The following is a 17,532-nucleotide window of genomic DNA, read 5'->3' as shown; positions in this document are numbered from 1 at the left end:
CTCGTAGGCTGCGGCAGTGATCGTCGGCCTCACCCTCGGGGTGCTCGCGCTCGCCCTGGCGTGGGCGCTGTGGTGCGCGGTGTCGGCCGCCGTCGGGCAGGCGCCGACCATCCGCCACCGCATCGGCCTGCTGGTGCTCGAGGCGGTGGCCCTCGTGCAGGCGCTGGTGCTGGTCGTCGGGCTCGTGGTGCAGGGCGGCCGCACGACGGGCGCGGTGGTGGAGATCGTCGGCTACCTGGTCGCGACGCTGGTCGTGCTGCCCATCGGCGCGGCCCTGGCCCACGGCGAGCGCACCCGGTACGGGTCGATCGTGCTCGCCGTCGCCGGGGTGACCCTGGCCGTCCTGTCGCTGCGGACCGGTCAGGTGTGGGCGGTGACCCGTGGCTGAGCCCCGCAGGCTGAGTGCCGGTCCCGGCCGCGTGCTGCTCGTCGTCTACGTGGTGTTCGCGATCTCCGCCGGTGCCCGGGCGCTCTACCAGATCGGGGTGCAGTTCGAGCGGGCACCGGAGGCCTACCTGCTCTCGGCGTTCGCCGCAGCGGTGTACCTCGTGGCGGCCGTCGCGCTCGGTCGGGGCAACCGCCGGGTGGCGCTGGTCGCGGTCGTCGTCGAGCTCGTCGGCGTGCTCGGCATCGGGACGCTGTCGCTGCTGCGCCCCGAGGACTTCCCCGACCCGACGGTGTGGTCGGACTTCGGGATCGGCTACGGCTTCGTGCCGGTCGTCCTGCCCGTCCTGGGCCTGCTCTGGATCCGTCGCGCCTCACGCCCGTAGCGCGCGGGCCACGGCCAGGACGGTGTCGTCGTCGGTCCCCATCCGGTTCCTCGTGACGGCGACGACCTCGCCCGTCGCGAGGTCGGCCCACACCGTGCTGCCCCCGGCGCCGTCGTTCCGGATCACGGGGTCCTCGCCGCCCAGGGGGTGGCCGGTCATGTGCCCCAGGGCCCAGGCGTCCGGCTCGCCGACGACGCGGTCCTCGCCCTGCTGCGCCACGGCCGACAGCTCCGCCAGCTGCGCCGCCGGCACGAGGCGCACCCCGTCGACCTCGCCGGTCAGCGCGGCCATCGTCCGCGCGATCGCCCGCGCGGTGACCTTGGCGCCGGCCGGGAGGTCGGCGGCGAGGACGTCGGGGCGGTTGCCCAGGGCCGCGCAGGGCACGACGGCGCGGGGCACCGCGGCGAAGAAGGTGGCGTCGTCGGGCACGGCGTCGAGCCAGCCGGTGGCGCCGGGGGCGTCCTCGAGCACGGCCAGGCGCTCCTGGTCGGCCGGCGGTACGCCGAACCACAGCTCGCCGCGGATGCCCAGCGGTCCGGCCACCAGCGCGTCGACGGCCGCGCGCAACGACGTCCCGGCGACGCGGCGCACGACCTCGCCGAGCAGGAAGCCGAACGTGTAGGCGTGGTAGCCCAGCGCCGTCCCGGGCTCCCACCACGGCCGCGCGTCGGCGAGCGCGGCGGTCTGGAACGACCAGTCCCCCAGCAGCTCCGGCGTGGTGCCGGGTGGCATCGCGGGGACGCCCGCGGCCTGGCTCAGCGCGTGCCGGACGGTCACGCGGTCCTTGCCGTGGGCGGCGAACTCCGGCCACACGGCTGCGACCGGGGTGTCGTAGGTCAGCCGCCCCTGCGCGACGAGGACGTGCACCAGCGTGGCGGTGAGCGCCTTCCCGAGGGACCAGGTGAAGACCGGGGTGTCCGCGGTCATCGGGCGGCCCGTCGCGGGGTCGGCGACCCCGGCGGCGGCGGACTCCACCAGCACGCCGTCGCGGTAGGCGCAGGCCTGCACGCCGCGCTCCGCCCCGGACGCGACGCGCTCGTCGAGCACCTCCTGCAGGGTCACCCGAGCCCCGTCCCCTCGACGCCGCGACGCCAGTAGCCGTCGAGGTCGACCGCGGCGGTCGGCAGGATCGCGCGCAGGCGCCGCCGCACCGGGCGCAGCGCGCCGGCCTCGGCGCCCATCCACGCGAACCCCGCCCCCGGCGGCGGGGTGAACGCGGCGACGGCCTCGTCGAGCAGCGTCGTCGTGCCCGGGGCGGCGCCGTCGCGGGGCCGGGCGTCGACCGTGACGTGCGGCGGGACGTCGCCGAGGTAGGCCGCCTCGGCGGCGTCCGCGACCTCGACGACGACGTGCACCGGCACCGCGGGCAGCTGCTCGACCCAGCGGGCGAGCGCGGGCAGCGCGGTCTCGTCGCCGCCGAGCAGGTACCAGTCGCGGGGCGCCACCACCGCGCTCGAGCGGGGGCCGTAGAGCCACAGCGTGCCGCGCGGGTCCTCCGCCCAGGTGCCCGCGAGCCCGCTGCCGTGGCGTACGAGGTCGACGTCGACGGTGCCGGCCGCGGGGTCGTGGCGGCGCAGCGTGTACTCGCGGTAGGGCCGCGGCGCGCCCGCCGGGGGCGCGACCAGCCCGCGCGGCGAGAGCTCCGGCTCCGGCGGCTCCTGCCCGGGCGCCGGCGGGAAGAAGAGCTTGGCGTGGTCGGTGGGGCCGGTGACGGGCAGGTCGGCGAGGTCCCCGGCGAGGCGCACGCGGCGGATGCGCGGGGTCGGGTCGCTGACGTCGACGACCTCGACGCAACGCGGCCGGCGCCGTTCGTCGGGGTGCTCGACGTGCGAGACGACCGGGGCGTCGCGGACCACCATGCCCGGCACGCTAACCGGCTACCGGCGCACCCCGTAGCGCAGGTGCACCGCGCCGCTCGCGAAGTGCCGCTCCCCGAGGAGCTCGAGGTCGAGGCGCACGCCGTCCGGGAGGAAGCGCGTGCCGCCGCCGACGACCACCGGGAGCACGATCGGCGCGATCTCGTCGACCAGCCCGGCCGCCAGCGCGGCGGCGGCGAGCCCGGGCCCGTCGACGGTGACGTCGGCCGTCTCCGTCGCCGCGCGCACGGCGTCGGGGTCGAGCTCCCGGGCGATCGTCGTGCGCGCGCTGGAGACCGACTCGAGCGTGCGGGAGTGCACCACCTTGTCCGCGGCCTGCCAGGTACGGGCGAACTCGGCCATCTCCGGGGGCTCGTCGGGCAGCTCGTGCGCGGTCTCCCAGAAGACCATCGTCTCGTACATGCGGCGCCCGTAGAGGTACGTGCCGACGCCGTGGAGGAGCTCCTCGGCGTAGCGGTGGAGCTCGAGGTCCTCGGGCATGCCCCAGCCGAAGTCGCCGTCGGCGTCTGCGGTGTAGCCGTCCAGCGACGTCATCATCGAGTAGATCAGCCGGCCCATCGGCGCGCCTCCAGTGATTGCACTTCGCAAGTGGTTCGCACCGTAGCGGATCGTGCTAGGACTCGGGAATGCTCTCCGCGCTCGCCGCGACCCTCGCCACGGCCGTCGGGCCCGACCACGTCGTGACGGGCGACGACCCGTCGGTGGCCGACCTCTGCCACGACGAGGCGCTCGGCGTCCCGGCCGGCAAGCCCGCCCACGTCGTGTGGCCCGCCGACCGGGACGAGGTGGCCGCCGTGGTGCGGGCCGCGCGGGCGCACGGGGTGTCGGTGACGGCCCGGGGCGCGGGCACGGGGCTCTCCGGCGCCGCGACGCCCGACGACGGCGCGGTGCTCGTGGCGTTCGCGCGGATGGACCGGATCCTCGAGATCGACCCCGTCGACGCGGTGGCCGTCGTGCAGCCCGGCGTCACGCTCGCCGACCTCGACGCCGCGGCGGGCGAGCACGGGCTCACCTACCCGGTGCACCCGGGCGAGCTGTCGGCGTCGGTCGGCGGGACGGTCGCGACGAACGCCGGCGGCATGCGCGCCGTGCGCTACGGCGTCACCCGCGCGCACGTGCTGGGTCTGGAGGCGGTGCTCGCCGACGGGTCGGTGGCGCGCACCGGCGGACGCCTGGTCAAGGTCTCCTCGAGCTACGACCTCACCCAGCTCCTCGTCGGCTCCGAGGGCACGCTCGCGCTGGTCACCGAGGTGACCGTGCGCCTGCACCCGCAGCTGCCGGTGCGCCGCACGGTGCTCGCGCCCTTCTCCTCGGCCGAGGCGGTGACCACGGCCGTCGGGCGGGTGCTCGCGACGGGGCTCGCGCCGTCGGTGTGCGAGTACCTCGACGGCCCGACGATGCGCGCGGTGTGCGCCGCCGCCGACCTCACCCTCGGCCTGCCCGACGACCTCCTCGACGCCGACCACCTGCTCGTCGAGCTCGCCGGCCGCCGCGCCGAGCGCGTGGACGAGGACGCCGAGGAGCTCGCCGAGCTGCTCGGCGCGGCCGGGGCCGCCGACGTGTTCGACCTGCCGGCCGGCTCCGCGCGGCGGCTGGTCGAGGCGCGGGAGAAGGCGTTCTGGGCGGTCAAGGCCGCCGGGGCCGACGAGATCGTCGACCTCGTGGTGCCCCGCTCGGCGATGGCGGCGTTCCTCGCCCGGGCCCGCGCGGCCGGGGACGCGCACGGCGCCCGGGTCCTCGGGTGCGGCCACGCGGGCGACGGCAACGTGCACCTCGCCGTCTTCCAGCCCGACCCCGACGCGCTCGCCGCGACGCTGCACGACGTGTTCGCCGCGGGGATCGCGCTCGGTGGCGCGATCTCGGGCGAGCACGGGGTCGGGCGCGCGAAGGCCCGGCACCTCGCCGAGCTGGGCGACCCGGGCGCCCTCGACGTCGTGCGCCGCGTGCGGGCCGCGCTCGACCCGGACGGCGTGCTCAACCCCGGCTGCGCGTTGCGCTGAGCCGGTGACGCGACCGAGACTCGTTGGCATGAGCAACGATGCCGAGGTCGTCGTCATCGGGGCCGGCTTCGCCGGGCTCTACATGCTCCACCGGCTGCGCTCCCTGGGGGTGGGGGCACACGTGCTCGAGGCCGCCGACGGCGTCGGCGGCACCTGGCACGCCAACCGCTACCCGGGCGCGCGGTGCGACTCCGAGAGCTACTACTACTGCTACTCGTTCTCCCCCGAGCTCGAGCAGGAGTGGGCCTGGACCGAGCGCTACCCCGGCCAGGCCGAGATCCTCTCCTACCTCGAGCACGTCGCCGACCGGTTCGACCTGCGCCGCGACATCTCGTTCTCCACGCGGGTCACCGGCGCGCACCGTGACGGCGAGCGGTGGGTCGTCGAGACCGACCGCGGCACCTGGACCTGCCGTTTCCTCGTGACGGCCGTCGGCTGCCTGTCGTCGGCGAACGTGCCCGACATCCCGGGGCTGGAGACGTTCACCGGCGAGTGGCACCACACCGGGCGCTGGCCGGCCGACGGCGTCGACGTCACGGGGCGGCGGGTCGGCGTCGTCGGGACCGGGTCGACCGGCATCCAGGCGATCCCGGTGCTGGCGGAGTCCGCCGGGCACCTGACGGTCTTCCAGCGCACGGCGAACTTCTCGATCCCGGCCCGCAACGCCCCGCTCCCGCCCGAGGAGGCCGCGGCCTACAAGGACGACTACGCCGCGATCCGCGAGGTGCAGCAGGCGTCCACCAACGGGCACCCGTTCGTCGTCAGCGAGGTGGACGTCCTCGCGCTGCCCGACGACGAGCGCCGCGACCTGTTCGAGCGGGCCTGGGAGCGCGGCGGGCTGCGGTTCCGGGCCGCCGTGCGCGACGTCCTCACCGACGAGGCGGTCAACGACACCGCGTCCGACTTCCTCCGCGCCAAGATCCACGAGATCGTCGACGACCCGGCCACGGCCGAGACGCTGACCCCGCGCGACCACCCGTTCGCCACCAAGCGCCCGCCGATCGACACCGACTACTTCGCGACCTACAACCGCCCGCACGTCTCGCTGGTCGACGTGCGCGCGGACCCGATCGCGGCGATCACACCGGACGGGGTGCGGCTGGCGTCGGGGGCCGAGCACCCGCTGGACGTGCTCGTGTTCGCGACCGGCTTCGACGCGCTGTCCGGACCGCTGCTGCGGCTGGGCCTGCGCGGGGCGGACGGGCAGGAGCTGGCCGACGCCTGGGCCGAGGGCGCGGCCACCTACCTCGGGCTCGGGATCGCCGGCTTCCCGAACCTGTTCACGATCACCGGGCCGGGCAGCCCGTCGGTGCTGACCAACATGCCGACGTCGATCGAGCAGCACGTCGACTGGATCGCGGACCTGGTGGTGCACCTGCGCGACGCCGACCTCGACGCCGAGCCGACGCCGGAGGCGCAGGAGCGGTGGGCCGAGCACGTGCGCGAGGCGGCCGACGCGACGCTGCTCCCCCGGGCCGCGAGCTCCTGGTACCTCGGGGCCAACGTGCCGGGCAAGCCGCGCGTGTTCCTGCCCTACGCCGGCGGGTTCGCCCGCTACCGGCGCATCTGCGACGCCGAGGCGGAGGCCGGCTACCCGGGGTTCGCCCTGCGGGCGCGGCGCCGGGCGGCGTGACTCACGCCGTCTGGAGGGCCGGGCGGTCCGGGTGGTCGGCGCGGACGACGAGGTCGGCCACGGCGGGCGGGTCGACCTCGGCGGCGTAGCGCGCGTAGGCGGGCAGGGTCCAGGCCTCGTCGGGCGGGGTGCGGCGCTGCAGCACCGTCGGCGACAGCGCGAGGTGCACGGTCAGGTCCGCCGGCAGGCCCCGGCCCAGCAGCAGCGGGCCGTCGACCACCACGACGCCCGACGCCGGCAGCGTCACCCGCTGCGCGCGGGCCGCCCGGTCGACCGCCACGTCCCACAGCTTCGGCAGCACCTGCCCGCTCCCGCCGGGCCCGAGCGGGGCGAGGACCTCGCGCACCAGCGCGCCCGTGTCGAGCCAGTCGTCGTAGAACGCGTCCGGGTCGGTGCGCCCGCGCTCGAGGCGGACCGACGCCGGGCGCAGGTAGTCCCACGCAGAGACGCGCACGACGGGCCGCGAGCGCACCCGCAGCGGGTCGACGAGGGCGTCGGCGAGCACCTCGGGCCGGGCCGGCGGCGCCCCGTCCACCAGCACCCGGACGTGGCCCGGGCCAGCGCGCTCGACGGCGTCGACGAGCTCGCCGGCCAGGGCCTCGGGCGTCAGGGGACGGATCGGCACCCGTCCCAGGATGCCCCTACGCCTGGGCCGCGCCGCGGACGGCGTCCTGGCCTGCCTCCTCCTCGGAGGCGAAGTCGGCCTCGTCGGCCTCGGGAGGCCGCGGGTGCATCATCGCCAGCGCGATCAGCGTGACGACCGCGCAGATGATGATGTAGATCGAGATCCACGTCGTCGAGCCGGTGCCCGCGAGGATCGCGGTGGCGATCAGCGGGGCCGGCCCGCCGGCGGTGATGGAGGCGAGCTGGTAACCCAGGCCGGCCCCGGTGTAGCGGATGCCGGTGCCGAAGCTCTCGGAGATCAGCGCGGCCTGCGGGCCGTACATCATGTCGTGGAAGACGAGGCCGAGGATGATCCCGAGCAAGACCAGGCCGCCGATCGCCGTGTTGAGCAGGGCGAAGTACGGGAAGGCGTACAAGCCGGTGAGCACCGCACCGACGCCGTAGACCAATCGGCGACCCAGGACGTCGGAGAGCCAGCCGAAGAACGGCACGCTGACGATGCCGATGCACGCCGCGACGATGAGGTAGAGCAGGAGCTGCTGGCGGTCGAGGTCGAGCTCGCGGGTGCCGTAGGCCAGCACGAACGACGTGAAGATGTAGAACGGCGCCTGCTCGGCGGTGCGCACGAACATCGCCTTGAGCACGTCGCGCCACTGCGTGCGCAGCGTCTCCGCCAGGGGCAGCTTGGCGACCTGGCCGGAGCTCTTGACCTTGGCGAACGCCGGCGACTCGAGCACGCTGAGACGCACCCAGAGCCCGACACCGATGAGCACGATGCTCGCGAGGAACGGCCACCGCCAGCCACCGTCGAGGAAGCCGGGACCCGCGAAGAAGTAGACGACCGCGGTGCCCGACGCGAGGCCGAGGGGCACGCCGACCTGCGGCCAGGCGGCCATCAGACCGCGCTGGCGCCGGTGGCCCCACTCCATGGCCATGAGCACCGACCCGCCCCACTCGCCGCCCACGCCGATGCCCTGCAGCACCCGCAGCAGCGTGAGCAGGATCGGGGCCCACACGCCGATCGTGGCGTACGTGGGCAGGACGCCGATGAGCACCGTCGCACCGCCCATGAGCAGCAGCGTGGCGACGAGGCTGTACTTGCGTCCGATGCGGTCGCCGTAGTGACCGAAGATCGCCGCCCCGATCGGCCGGGCGGCGAAGCCGACGAACTGGGTGGAGAACGCCAGCAGGACGCCGCCTGCGCCGGAGTTCGCGAAGAACAGCGGCCCGAAGACCAGGGCCGCCGCGGTGTTGTACAGGAAGAAGTCGTACCACTCGATGGTGGTGCCGACGGTGCTCGCGACGACGGCCCGGCGCTTGAGCGCCCGACGATCGGCTCCGGCGGGAAGGGTGCTCATGGCCGACTAATGTTCGCCATCACACCCACACGGGGCAATACCGCACCCGCACCACACGGACTGGACCGTTCAGATCACGGAGAAGCGATCAGTCAATCGCTCTCCGTCGTCACGGGAGACGATGCAGCTCACCTGCCGCCCGCCGGACGCCGAGCCGGCCGTCCGCGGGTTCGCGAACGCGGCCTGGCTCGGGATGACCGCGGTCATCCGCAGGTCGCCGCGGTCGACCCCGCCGGACGACGGCACGAGCAGGTCGGAGTCCTGGTAGAGCGCGCAGTAGGCGCGGCCGAAGGCGGCGAGGGCCGCCGCGCCCGGGTAGGACGACTGGCGCCCCTCGCGCAGCGGCGCCGCCGAGGCGACCACCTCGACGTCGTGCGGGTTGCCGCACGGCGTGTCGGACTCCACGCCGAACTGGCCGCCGTTCGCCAGCTTCCCGCTCGCGCACTGCCCCTCGAACAGCGTGAACTGGGCGAGGTCGCCGTCGGGCCCGTAGGTCAGCACGTCCGGCTCGCTCGTGAACGGCTTCCAGCCGGCCATGAGGGCGCCCACCAGCAGGAGCACGAGGACGGCGACCACCGCGCCCGCGGCGACCACGACCCGGCGCGGCACCTGCGGGCGGACGGCCCACCCCGGCGCGCTCAGTTCTCCTGCTCCACGCGCAGCGCCTGCTCCTCCGCGGTGCCCGGCTCGCGGTCGAGCGCGGCCACCTCGCCGACGGCGTCGTCGGCGGGCAGGCCGGTGGGCTCGACGGCGCCCCGGGCCGACGACACACCCAGCTCGACCTCGGCGCCCAGCTCGGCGAGCTGCTCGTCCGCGGCCACGCCGTCGGCACCGTCGGCGTCGAGCACCGCCCCGCCGCCCACGCCGTCGACGGCGTTGGCCGGGTCGTCGACCGACTCGTCGAGCTCGTCGATCGGGGTCGCCGCGAGCGGCCGCTCCGGCGGCTCCTCCGCGTCGACGTCCGGCTGCTCCTGGGGCAGGCGCTCGTTGATGGTCGCGTCGGCGCGCTCCCACTCCTGCGTGCCACCGAGCCGCACGTCCCGGCTGTAGCCCTCGGGCGCGTCCATGCCGTCCTCGAGCGGGTCCGCGCCCATGCGGTCCTCGTCCATGACGACGGCCGGCTCCGCGTCCAGGCTCGTCGTGTCGTTGTCCAGCACGGCCTCACCGTGCTCGACGCCCTGCTCGACGGATCCCTCGCTCACGCGCTCGCTCCTCCGGGGTGAAGACTGGCGGACATCCTCCGCCGTCCGACCCCCGTTCCCGCACGGGGGTCCACCCATGCGGGCCGTGCGGGCCTCAGCCCCGGATGCGCGTCGTCGCGTCGCCCCACTCCTTGGCGCGCAGCTCGAACTTCTGGATCTTCCCGGTCGAGGTCTTGGGCAGCTCCTCGACGATCTCGACGTCGCGCGGCGCCTTGTACCGCGCGATCGCGCCCTTGACGTGGTCGATGATCGCGTCGGGCTCCGCCGACTTCCCCTGCCGCAGGACGACGAACGCCTTGGGCCGCTCGCCCCAGCGCTCGTCGGGGACACCGACGACGGCGGCCTCGAGCACCGCCGGGTGGGAGAGGACGGCCTGCTCGACCTCGACGGTCGAGATGTTCTCGCCGCCGGAGATGACGACGTCCTTGGCGCGGTCGCGCAGCTCGACGTAGCCGTCGGGGTGCATGACCCCCAGGTCGCCGGAGTGGTACCAGCCGCCGGCGAACGCCTTGGCCGTCGCGTCGGGGTCGCGGAAGTAGCCGGACATGACGTTGTTGCCCTGCATGACGATCTCGCCCATGGTCTCGCCGTCGAACGGGACGTCGACCAGCTCCACCGCGTCCCAGTCGGTGACGTCTTCCCCGAGGGGCTCGACGACGCGCAGCGGCTCGGTCTGCAGCATCCCCACGCCCTGACGGGCCTGCAGCTTCGCCCGCGCGTGCTCCTCGAGACCGCGCCACTCCTCCTGCCACTGGCACACCGAGTACGGCCCGTAGGTCTCGGTGAGCCCGTAGACGTGGACGATCCGGAAGCCCATCTTCTCCATCTCGAGGATGGTGGTGGGGCTCGGTGGCGCGCCGGCGGTGGTGACCACGAGCGCGTAGTCCAGGGTCCGCGCCTCGGCGGCGTTCATGATCGTGGTGACGACGGTGGGGGCGCCGTTGAGGTGGGTCACGCGGTGCTCGCCGATCAGCTCCCAGATGCGGTCGCCGCGCACCTCGCGCAGGCAGACGTGGGTGCCGCCGATCGCGGTGATCGCCCACGGCGTGCACCAGCCGTTGCAGTGGAACATGGGCAGCGTCCACAGGTAGACGCTCGACGGGTCGTGGTAGCTGTGCACGATCTCGCCGAAGGAGTTCAGGTACGCGCCGCGGTGGTGGTACTGCACGCCCTTGGGGCGCCCGGTGGTGCCGGACGTGTAGTTGATGCTGATCGTCGAGCGCTCGTCGTCCACCGACCAGGGCAGGTCCGCACCGTCGTCCCCGCGGGCCAGCAGGTCGTCCCACGTCGCCCCCTCGACCGCGGCACCGGCGTCCGGGCCCTGCGGGTCGACCAGGGTGACGATCTCGCGCACGGTCTCGAGCGAGTCCGCGATCGGCTCCACGGTGGGGTACAGCGCGGAGTCGACGACGAGCACGCTCGCCTGCGAGTGGTCGAGGATGTAGCGGACCTCCTCGCTCGACAGGCGGGTGTTCACGGCGACGAGCACGGCCCCGGCCAGCGGCACCCCGAAGTGGGCGACCAGCATCGGCGGCACGTTGGGCAGCAGGCACGCCACGCGGTCGCCGGGCTCGACGCCGCTCGCCCGCAGCCCGCGGGCCAGCCGCTGGGCCTGCTCGGCGAACTGCGCGTAGGTGATCCGCTCGCTGCCGTGGACGATCGCGACCTTGTCCGGATAGACGTCCGCCGACCGTCGCAGGAACGACAGCGGCGTCAGCTCGGTGATCCAGGTCTCGGGCCCGTGCGTCATGGCGCGATCCAAGCAGGACGGGGCCGGGCCGGGTAGTCGCGATCACTCCCCGCAGGCGCGCGGTGCCTCCGGGTCAGTGGGCGGGGGTGCCCGTCACCGCGTAGTCCGGGGGCGCGTCCGATCCGGGTGCGGTCGGCAGCCCGACCGCCGCCCACGCCCGGAAGCCCCCGACGACGTCGGTGGCGCGGTGCAGCCCGAGCTCCTGCAGCGCCGCCGCCGCCAGCGAGGACGTGTAGCCCTCGGAGCAGATCACGACCCACTGACGGTCGTGGTCGGTCGCCTCGGCGACGCGGGCGTCGGAGGTGGGGTCGAGGCGCCACTCGAGGTGGTTGCGCTCGATCACCAGCGCGCCCGGCACCGTGCCCTCGGCCAGTCGCTGCCAGCCGGGGCGGATGTCCACCAGCCGCGCGCCGTCCTCGACGGCGGCCGCGGCCTCGGTGGGCCCGAGCCGGGAGAGGCGCTCCCGGGCGCGGGCGAGGAGATCGTCGACGGTGCTCACGAGGTGCTCACTCCGGCGATTCTCCCGGCGCCACGAGCTCCGAGCGCGTGCGCCGCAGCACACCACCGCCGACCGAGTAGTAGGACATCGCCGACAGCGGCGGCGAGTAGGCGTGCACGCTCACCGCGGTCTCGCGCGCCCGGTTGGCCACGTCGTGCACGTGGCCCAGCCCGAAGGCGATGCTGCGGCCCGCGTCGACGACCCGGCGGCGCAGCCCCGGCCCGCGGCTCGGGAGCTCCTCGGCGACGCAGTCCCCGTCGTCGTCGCGTCCGGGGGTCCAGCGCCACTCGGTGAGGCCGCCGCGCACGACGGTCAGCGCGCCGAGCGAGCCGCCGTGGTCGTGCAGCTCGGCGGCCTGGTCGGTGGCCCAGGAGATCAGCCAGACGTCGAGGTGGTCGTCGGCGTGCAGGCGCCGCGACCAGCGGTGCGCGGGGTCGACCTCGACGGGGTGGCGGCCGGCGTCGACCTCGGCGGCGACCTCACGGGTGAGGGCGACGAGGTCGGCGAGGCTCGCCGGCGTCGGGCCGTCCTGCCAGCGCCGGCGGTCGGCGCGGCGGGAGCGGGGGCGGGTGAACGGGGTGGCGAGCGGGGCGGGCGCGGGTTCGGCCAGCGTGGTCACGGGTCGTGTCCTCGGGGTGCGGGCGTCCGCGCGCGCACGTCACCGGCGTCGGGGCCGGCTCCGGGGAGGAGGGTGCGTCACGCGGGCGAGGGGACGTCGCGACCGGGCGGGCGCGACGATCGTCTCGTCAGGCCCGCGGACACCACTGGTCGAACACGTGCGCGCGGCGGCTCTCCCAGAGGGGGCCGAGCAGGAAGTGGCGCACGACGCCATTGGACCACGACGTCCGGGGTACGTCACCTCCGGGCGCGGTGGCCTGTCGGGGGATCGGCTTAACCTGGACGACGGCCCGACCGCCGGCCCGCTCGACCACCACACCTCCCGGAGGACACCACGGAGCGCACGCCTGCCCGCACCGACCGCTCCGCCACCGACGGGGCCCGTGGCTGGGTCCGCCGCCTCGCCCGCGACTGCTGGCGCCACCGCGGCCTCACCGTCTCCGCGCTCACCGCGTCGGTGTTCGGCGTCAGCCTCGAGGCCGTCGGGCCCCTGCTCATCGGCACCGCGGTCGACCGGGCCGTCGCCGGCTCGACCGCCGGGCTCTCCGGCCTGGTCGCCGCGATGCTCGCCGTCGCCGTGGTCCGCTTCGGCGCCGCGTTCCTGCGCCGCTACCTCGGCGGGCGCCTCTCGCTCGGCGTCCAGCACGACCTGCGGCGCCGCGTCTTCGGCTCGGTGTCGCGGCTCGACGGCCCCAAGCAGGACGCGCTGCGCACCGGCCAGGTCGTCTCCCGGGCGAACTCCGACCTCCAGCAGGTGCAGGGCCTGCTGGGCATGGTCCCGCTGGTGGCGGGCACGCTCGGCCAGCTCGTGGTCTCGGTGGCGATCATGCTGTGGCTCTCGCCGCTGCTGACCGTCGTGGCCCTGGTGGTGCTGCCCGCCGGGGTCGTGTTCACCGGCAGGATGCGCCGGCGGCTGTTCCCCGCGACGTGGTCGGCGAGCCAGCGCGCGGCGGAGGTCGCCCAGCACGTCGAGGAGACCGTCACGGGCGTGCGCGTGGTCAAGGGCTTCGGGCAGGAGGGCCGGGAGGTGTCGCGGCTGCGTGCCGCCGCCGGGCGGCTCTACGCCGAGCGGCTGCGCGCGGCCTGGCTCAACGCCCGCCTCACCCCGACGCTCTCGGCGCTGCCGACGCTCGGCCAGCTCGGCGTGTTCGCCCTCGGCGGCGCGCTGGCGCTCAACGGCCAGATCACGCTGGGCGTGTTCATCGCCTTCACCTCCTACATCGCGGCGCTCGTCGGTCCGGCGCGCCTGGTCGCGGGGCTGGTCGTCACCGGCCAGCTCGCCCGGGCGGGCGTCGAGCGCGTCTACGAGCTCATCGACTCGCAGCCCGAGATCGTCGACGCCGCGGACGCCCGCGACGTGCCCGAGGGGCCGCTCGGGGTCGAGCTCGACGACGTGCGCTTCGGCTACGCGCGCAGCGAGCCGGTGCTGGACGGGATGTCGCTCGACATCCGTCCCGGCGAGACGGTGGCGCTCGTCGGCACCGCCGGCTCGGGCAAGTCGACGGTCGCGCTGCTCGCGCCCCGGTTCTACGACGTGCAGGGCGGGGCCCTGCGGGTCGGCCCGCCCGGTGGTGCCGTGGACGTGCGCGACGTGCGGCTCGACAGCCTGCGCCACGCCGTCGGCGTCGTGTTCGAGGAGGCCTTCCTCTTCTCCGACACCGTGCGGGCCAACATCGCCTACGGCTGCCCGGACGCCACCGAGGAGCAGGTCCGCGCCGCGGCCGCCGCCGCGCAGGCCGACGGGTTCATCGCCGAGCTCCCCGAGGGCTACGACACCCGGGTCGGCGAGCGCGGCCTGACGCTCTCCGGCGGTCAGCGCCAGCGCGTCGCCCTGGCCCGCGCCCTGCTCTACGACCCGCGGGTGCTGGTGCTCGACGACGCCACCTCGGCGGTCGACCCCACCACCGAGGCCGCCATCGGCGAGACGCTGCGGGCGGTCACCGCGCAGCGCACCACGATCGTCATCGCCCACCGGCGCTCGACGCTCGCGCTCGCCGACCGCATCGCGGTGCTCGACGGCGGCCGCGTGGTCGACGTCGGCACGCGCGACGAGCTCGAGGGCCGCTGCCGGCTGTTCGTCGAGCTGCTCGCCGGGCCCCCGGACCGCATCGACGAGACCGGCCCCGTCCCCGAGCCGGAGACCCCCGCCCGGGACACCGTCCCGGACGGCATCACCGCCGCCCTGTGGCCGGACCGCCCGGACCCGCACCGGCCCACGCCCGCGCCCGTCCCGGCGGCGGTGGCGCCGGGCGCGGCGGCGCTGGGCGGCGGGCTCGACGGCACCGCCCCCGCGGACATGCGCGAGGCGCTCGAGCGGCTGCCCGCGGCCACCGAGGAGCCGGACCTGCACGGCGAGGACCCGACGGCGCCGGACCCGCGGTTCCGCCTCGGCGGGCTGCTGCGCCCGGTCCGCTGGGCGCTCGCCCTGGTGGTCCTGTTCGTCGCGCTCGACGCGGCCGCCACCGTCGCCTTCCCGTCGCTGGCCCGGCTCGCGGTCGACGGAGGCATCCAGGGCGGCTCGCTCGACGTGCTGTGGCTGGCGGTGGGGCTGGGCCTCGTCGTGGTCGTGGTCGACTGGGTGGTGGTCGCCGCCCAGACCGTGCTCACCGCCCGGGTCGGCGAGGGGCGCCTGTTCCTGCTGCGCACCCGCAGCTTCGCCCACCTGCAGCGCCTCGGTCTCGACTTCTACGAGCGCGAGCTCGGCGGCCGGATCATGACCCGGATGACCACGGACGTCGACGCGCTGTCGACGTTCCTGCAGACCGGTCTCGCCCAGGCCGTCGTCGCGGTCCTGACGATCGTCGGCGTGGCCGTCGCGCTGCTGGTCACCGACCTCGAGCTCGCGCTGGTCTCGCTCGCGGTGATGCCGGTGCTGGTCGTGGCCACGATCGTCTTCCGGCGGCTGTCGTCGGCGGCGTACGCCGAGGCGCGCGAGCGCGTCAGCGTCGTCAACGCCGACCTGCAGGAGAACGTCGCGGGCCTGCGCGTCGCCCAGGCGCACACCCACGAGGAGCTCTCGGCCGCGACGTTCGCCGACAACAGCGACGCCTACCGCCGCGCCCGGCTGCGGGCCCAGCGGCTGATCGCCACCTACTTCCCGTTCGCGGCGATGCTGTCGGACCTGGCGCAGGCCGCGGTGCTCGGCGTCGGCGCCGCCCGCGTGGCCACCGGGGGCCTGTCCCCCGGCGTGCTCGCCGCCTTCCTGCTCTACCTGGCCATGTTCTTCGGGCCGGTGCAGCAGCTCTCCCAGGTGTTCGACGGCTACCAGCAGGCCCGCATCGGCCTGACCCGCATCGGCGAGCTGCTGCGCACGCCGACCTCGGTGCCGGCCCCGGCGGACCCGGTGCTCCTGGGCGACCTGCGCGGCGAGGTCGAGCTGCGCGACGTCGGCTTCTCCTACGCGGGCGCGTCGACCCCGGCGCTGTCGGACTTCTCGCTGCACGTGCCCGCCGGGCGCACCGTGGCGCTGGTGGGGGCCACGGGCGCGGGCAAGTCGACGGTGGTCAAGCTCGTCGCCCGCTTCTACGACGCCACGTCGGGCAGCGTGCTCATCGACGGCGTCGACGTCCGCGACCACGACCTGGCGACGCTGCACCGCCGCCTCGGGGTGGTGCCCCAGGAGGCGCACCTGTTCGTCGGCGACGTCGCGTCCAACATCGCCTACGGCGACCCGGACGCCACCCCCGCGCGGGTCGAGCAGGCGGCCCGGGACGTCGGGGCGCTGGACATGATCGGTTCGCTGCCCGCGGGCTTCCGCCAGCCGATCGGCGAGCGCGGGGGCGGGCTCTCGGCCGGCCAGCGCCAGCTCGTGGCGCTGGCCCGGGCGGAGCTCGTCGACCCCCGCCTGCTCCTGCTCGACGAGGCGACCGCGGCGCTCGACCCGGCCACCGAGGGGGCGGTGCTCGCCGCCGGGGAGAAGCTCGCCGCCCCGCGGACGACGTTCGTCGTCGCCCACCGGCTGGCCACGGCCGCCCGCGCCGACCACATCGTCGTGATCGACGGCGGGCGGATCCTCGAGGAGGGCACGCACGCAGACCTCCTCGACCGCGACGGCGCCTACGCACGGCTCTGGCGCGCCGGCGCCGGCACCGTCGACGACGTCGTGGGCGAGGACGGGCTCCTCGGCTCCGACGCCGACACGCCGGACGACCTCGCCCGGGCAGGCTGAGCGACCCCGACATTTCGTTCCGGCGGGCGCATCGGTTCACCTCAGTGGTGTAGTCGACGCTGGATGAACCCTCGTGGCCCACGGCACGGAGACGAGGCACCAGGCCGGCGAGCACGCCGGCCGCACAGAGAGGTGCACTCCGTGGGCATTCGCCGCACGCTCGCCACCGTGCTCGTGTCGGGGGCGGCCGCGCTGACCCTGGCCGGTGTCACGGCCGGGACCGCCGCCGCCGCCGAGCCGATCGCCACCATCCCCGACCTCACCGGCCAGTCGACCTCGGTCCGGCTGGACTCCGGGTTCACCGACGCGCTGCAGTCGCTCCAGGTCACCCCGGGCACCGTCGGCGACGCCACCATCACCGATGGCAGCGCCCGGTTCCCGATCACCGGCGGCAACGTCACCGTCTACCGCCCCGGCGACGCCAACCCGTACGTCCAGGGCCGCATCGAGCACAACGGCAGCGGGCTCAGCCTGACCAAGGGCGACACGAAGGTCGAGCTCACCGACTTCGTCATCGACCCGGGCAACCCCGCCACCCTGTCGGGCAAGGTCACCGCCAACGGCCAGACCGTGGCCGAGTCCACCGTCCTGTTCGACCTCGACGGCTCCACCCTGCAGCCGATCCAGACCGACGCGGCGGCCGGCACGGCCACCCTGACCGGCACCACCGTGCGGCTCGACCCCGGCGCGGCGACGGCGCTGAACCAGGCCTTCTCCACCGACGCGATCCAGGGTGGGCTGACCATCGGGATCGCCACGATCGTCGTCAACCTCCCCGGCCAGATGCCCGCCATGCCGCAGGGCGGCGTCGAGACCGGTGGCGGCTCGACGAGCGGCCCGGACACGGGGCTCGTCGCCCTGGGCGGCGCGGCCCTCGTGGCCGCCGGTGGCCTGGTGCTCGTGGCGCGCCGGCGCGCCGCCGGCCGGCGCGGCTGACCCGCCCGTCCTCCCCATCCGGCGGTTACTGGCTGGTATCGCTCGCTGAGCGAGCGATACCAGCCAGTAACTCCGGTCCTTCGCTCCCGGAGACGCC

At 75.2% G+C, this 17,532-nt stretch carries 16 protein-coding genes; 6 read left to right on the top strand and 10 right to left on the bottom strand.

All coding sequences use genetic code 11. The annotated features are described in order from the left end of the window. Nucleotides 1-16 precede the first annotated feature (16 nt). Together ABD994_RS10320 and ABD994_RS10315 are read left to right on the top strand one after the other, a co-directional pair. Entirely contained in the window at nucleotides 17-388 is a 372-nt protein-coding gene (locus tag ABD994_RS10320) for a hypothetical protein (protein WP_345413773.1), read from the top strand. Then, nucleotides 381-770 carry a hypothetical protein gene (locus ABD994_RS10315; RefSeq protein ID WP_345413771.1) on the top strand — a complete coding sequence of 130 codons (390 nt, stop codon included), beginning with the start codon at nucleotides 381-383 and terminating at the stop codon, nucleotides 768-770. Before ABD994_RS10320 ends, ABD994_RS10315 begins: the two co-directional genes overlap by 8 nt. Here the strand turns inward: ABD994_RS10315 and ABD994_RS10310 are convergent. The 3 genes from ABD994_RS10310 to ABD994_RS10300 are packed head-to-tail and all read right to left on the bottom strand — an operon-like array spanning nucleotide 759 to nucleotide 3,205. Then, nucleotides 759-1,832: a serine hydrolase domain-containing protein gene (locus ABD994_RS10310; RefSeq protein ID WP_345413769.1), complete on the bottom strand. Its 1,074-nt coding sequence runs from the start codon at nucleotides 1,830-1,832 to the stop codon at nucleotides 759-761. The genes ABD994_RS10315 and ABD994_RS10310 overlap by 12 nt on opposite strands. After that, complete coding sequence (locus ABD994_RS10305; protein ID WP_345413767.1) at nucleotides 1,829-2,629, bottom strand: siderophore-interacting protein; 801 nt, start codon at nucleotides 2,627-2,629, stop codon at nucleotides 1,829-1,831. The genes ABD994_RS10310 and ABD994_RS10305 overlap by 4 nt, the downstream gene beginning before the upstream one ends. Nucleotides 2,630-2,647: 18 nt before the next feature. Next, nucleotides 2,648-3,205 carry a dihydrofolate reductase family protein gene (locus tag ABD994_RS10300; RefSeq protein WP_345413766.1) on the bottom strand — a complete coding sequence of 186 codons (558 nt, stop codon included), beginning with the start codon at nucleotides 3,203-3,205 and terminating at the stop codon, nucleotides 2,648-2,650. A 68-nt stretch (nucleotides 3,206-3,273) separates the two neighbouring features. On the opposite strand from ABD994_RS10300, the gene ABD994_RS10295 reads away from it, so the two are divergent. Both ABD994_RS10295 and ABD994_RS10290 read left to right on the top strand, forming a co-directional pair. After that, a complete protein-coding gene (locus ABD994_RS10295; protein ID WP_345413764.1) occupies nucleotides 3,274-4,647 on the top strand; it encodes an FAD-binding oxidoreductase in 1,374 nt (457 codons plus the stop codon). A gap of 28 nt (nucleotides 4,648-4,675) precedes the next feature. After that, on the top strand, nucleotides 4,676-6,280 hold the full coding sequence (locus ABD994_RS10290) for a flavin-containing monooxygenase (protein WP_345413763.1): 1,605 nt from the start codon (nucleotides 4,676-4,678) through the stop codon (nucleotides 6,278-6,280). Nucleotide 6,281: 1 nt separating this feature from the next. On the opposite strand, the gene ABD994_RS10285 is transcribed toward ABD994_RS10290, so the two are convergent. From ABD994_RS10285 to ABD994_RS10255, 7 genes are all read right to left on the bottom strand, one after another. Next, nucleotides 6,282-6,905: a nucleoside/nucleotide kinase family protein gene (locus tag ABD994_RS10285; RefSeq protein WP_345413761.1), complete on the bottom strand. Its 624-nt coding sequence runs from the start codon at nucleotides 6,903-6,905 to the stop codon at nucleotides 6,282-6,284. Between the two features lie 16 nt (nucleotides 6,906-6,921). After that, nucleotides 6,922-8,262, bottom strand: coding sequence for an MFS transporter (locus tag ABD994_RS10280; RefSeq protein WP_345413759.1), 1,341 nt, complete (start codon nucleotides 8,260-8,262; stop codon nucleotides 6,922-6,924). A gap of 69 nt (nucleotides 8,263-8,331) precedes the next feature. Continuing rightward, on the bottom strand, nucleotides 8,332-8,871 hold the full coding sequence (locus ABD994_RS10275; protein ID WP_345413757.1) for a hypothetical protein: 540 nt from the start codon (nucleotides 8,869-8,871) through the stop codon (nucleotides 8,332-8,334). Between the two features lie 29 nt (nucleotides 8,872-8,900). Next, nucleotides 8,901-9,464 (bottom strand): hypothetical protein, encoded by a 564-nt coding sequence (locus ABD994_RS10270; RefSeq protein ID WP_345413754.1) that lies wholly within the window; start codon nucleotides 9,462-9,464, stop codon nucleotides 8,901-8,903. Between the two features lie 94 nt (nucleotides 9,465-9,558). Then, a complete protein-coding gene (locus ABD994_RS10265) occupies nucleotides 9,559-11,214 on the bottom strand; it encodes an acyl--CoA ligase family protein (protein ID WP_345413751.1) in 1,656 nt (551 codons plus the stop codon). Nucleotides 11,215-11,287: 73 nt separating this feature from the next. After that, complete coding sequence (locus ABD994_RS10260) at nucleotides 11,288-11,713, bottom strand: rhodanese-like domain-containing protein (RefSeq protein WP_345413748.1); 426 nt, start codon at nucleotides 11,711-11,713, stop codon at nucleotides 11,288-11,290. Nucleotides 11,714-11,720: 7 nt separating this feature from the next. Next, nucleotides 11,721-12,332 carry a cysteine dioxygenase gene (locus ABD994_RS10255; RefSeq protein ID WP_345413743.1) on the bottom strand — a complete coding sequence of 204 codons (612 nt, stop codon included), beginning with the start codon at nucleotides 12,330-12,332 and terminating at the stop codon, nucleotides 11,721-11,723. A 456-nt stretch (nucleotides 12,333-12,788) separates the two neighbouring features. Between ABD994_RS10255 and ABD994_RS10250 the strand changes: the two genes are divergently transcribed. Both ABD994_RS10250 and ABD994_RS10245 read left to right on the top strand, forming a co-directional pair. After that, nucleotides 12,789-16,499: an ABC transporter ATP-binding protein gene (locus ABD994_RS10250; protein ID WP_345413740.1), complete on the top strand. Its 3,711-nt coding sequence runs from the start codon at nucleotides 12,789-12,791 to the stop codon at nucleotides 16,497-16,499. A gap of 141 nt (nucleotides 16,500-16,640) precedes the next feature. Next, nucleotides 16,641-17,435, top strand: a complete 795-nt coding sequence (locus ABD994_RS10245; RefSeq protein WP_345413738.1) for a hypothetical protein — start codon at nucleotides 16,641-16,643, stop codon at nucleotides 17,433-17,435. Nucleotides 17,436-17,532: the final 97 nt, after the last annotated feature.

The sequence above is a fragment of the Actinomycetospora chlora genome (assembly GCF_039542135.1).
Taxonomy (GTDB): Bacteria; Actinomycetota; Actinomycetes; order Mycobacteriales; family Pseudonocardiaceae; genus Actinomycetospora; species Actinomycetospora chlora.
Note: the sequence above shows the minus strand (reverse complement) of the source record. Positions and strands in the feature narration are given on the sequence as shown.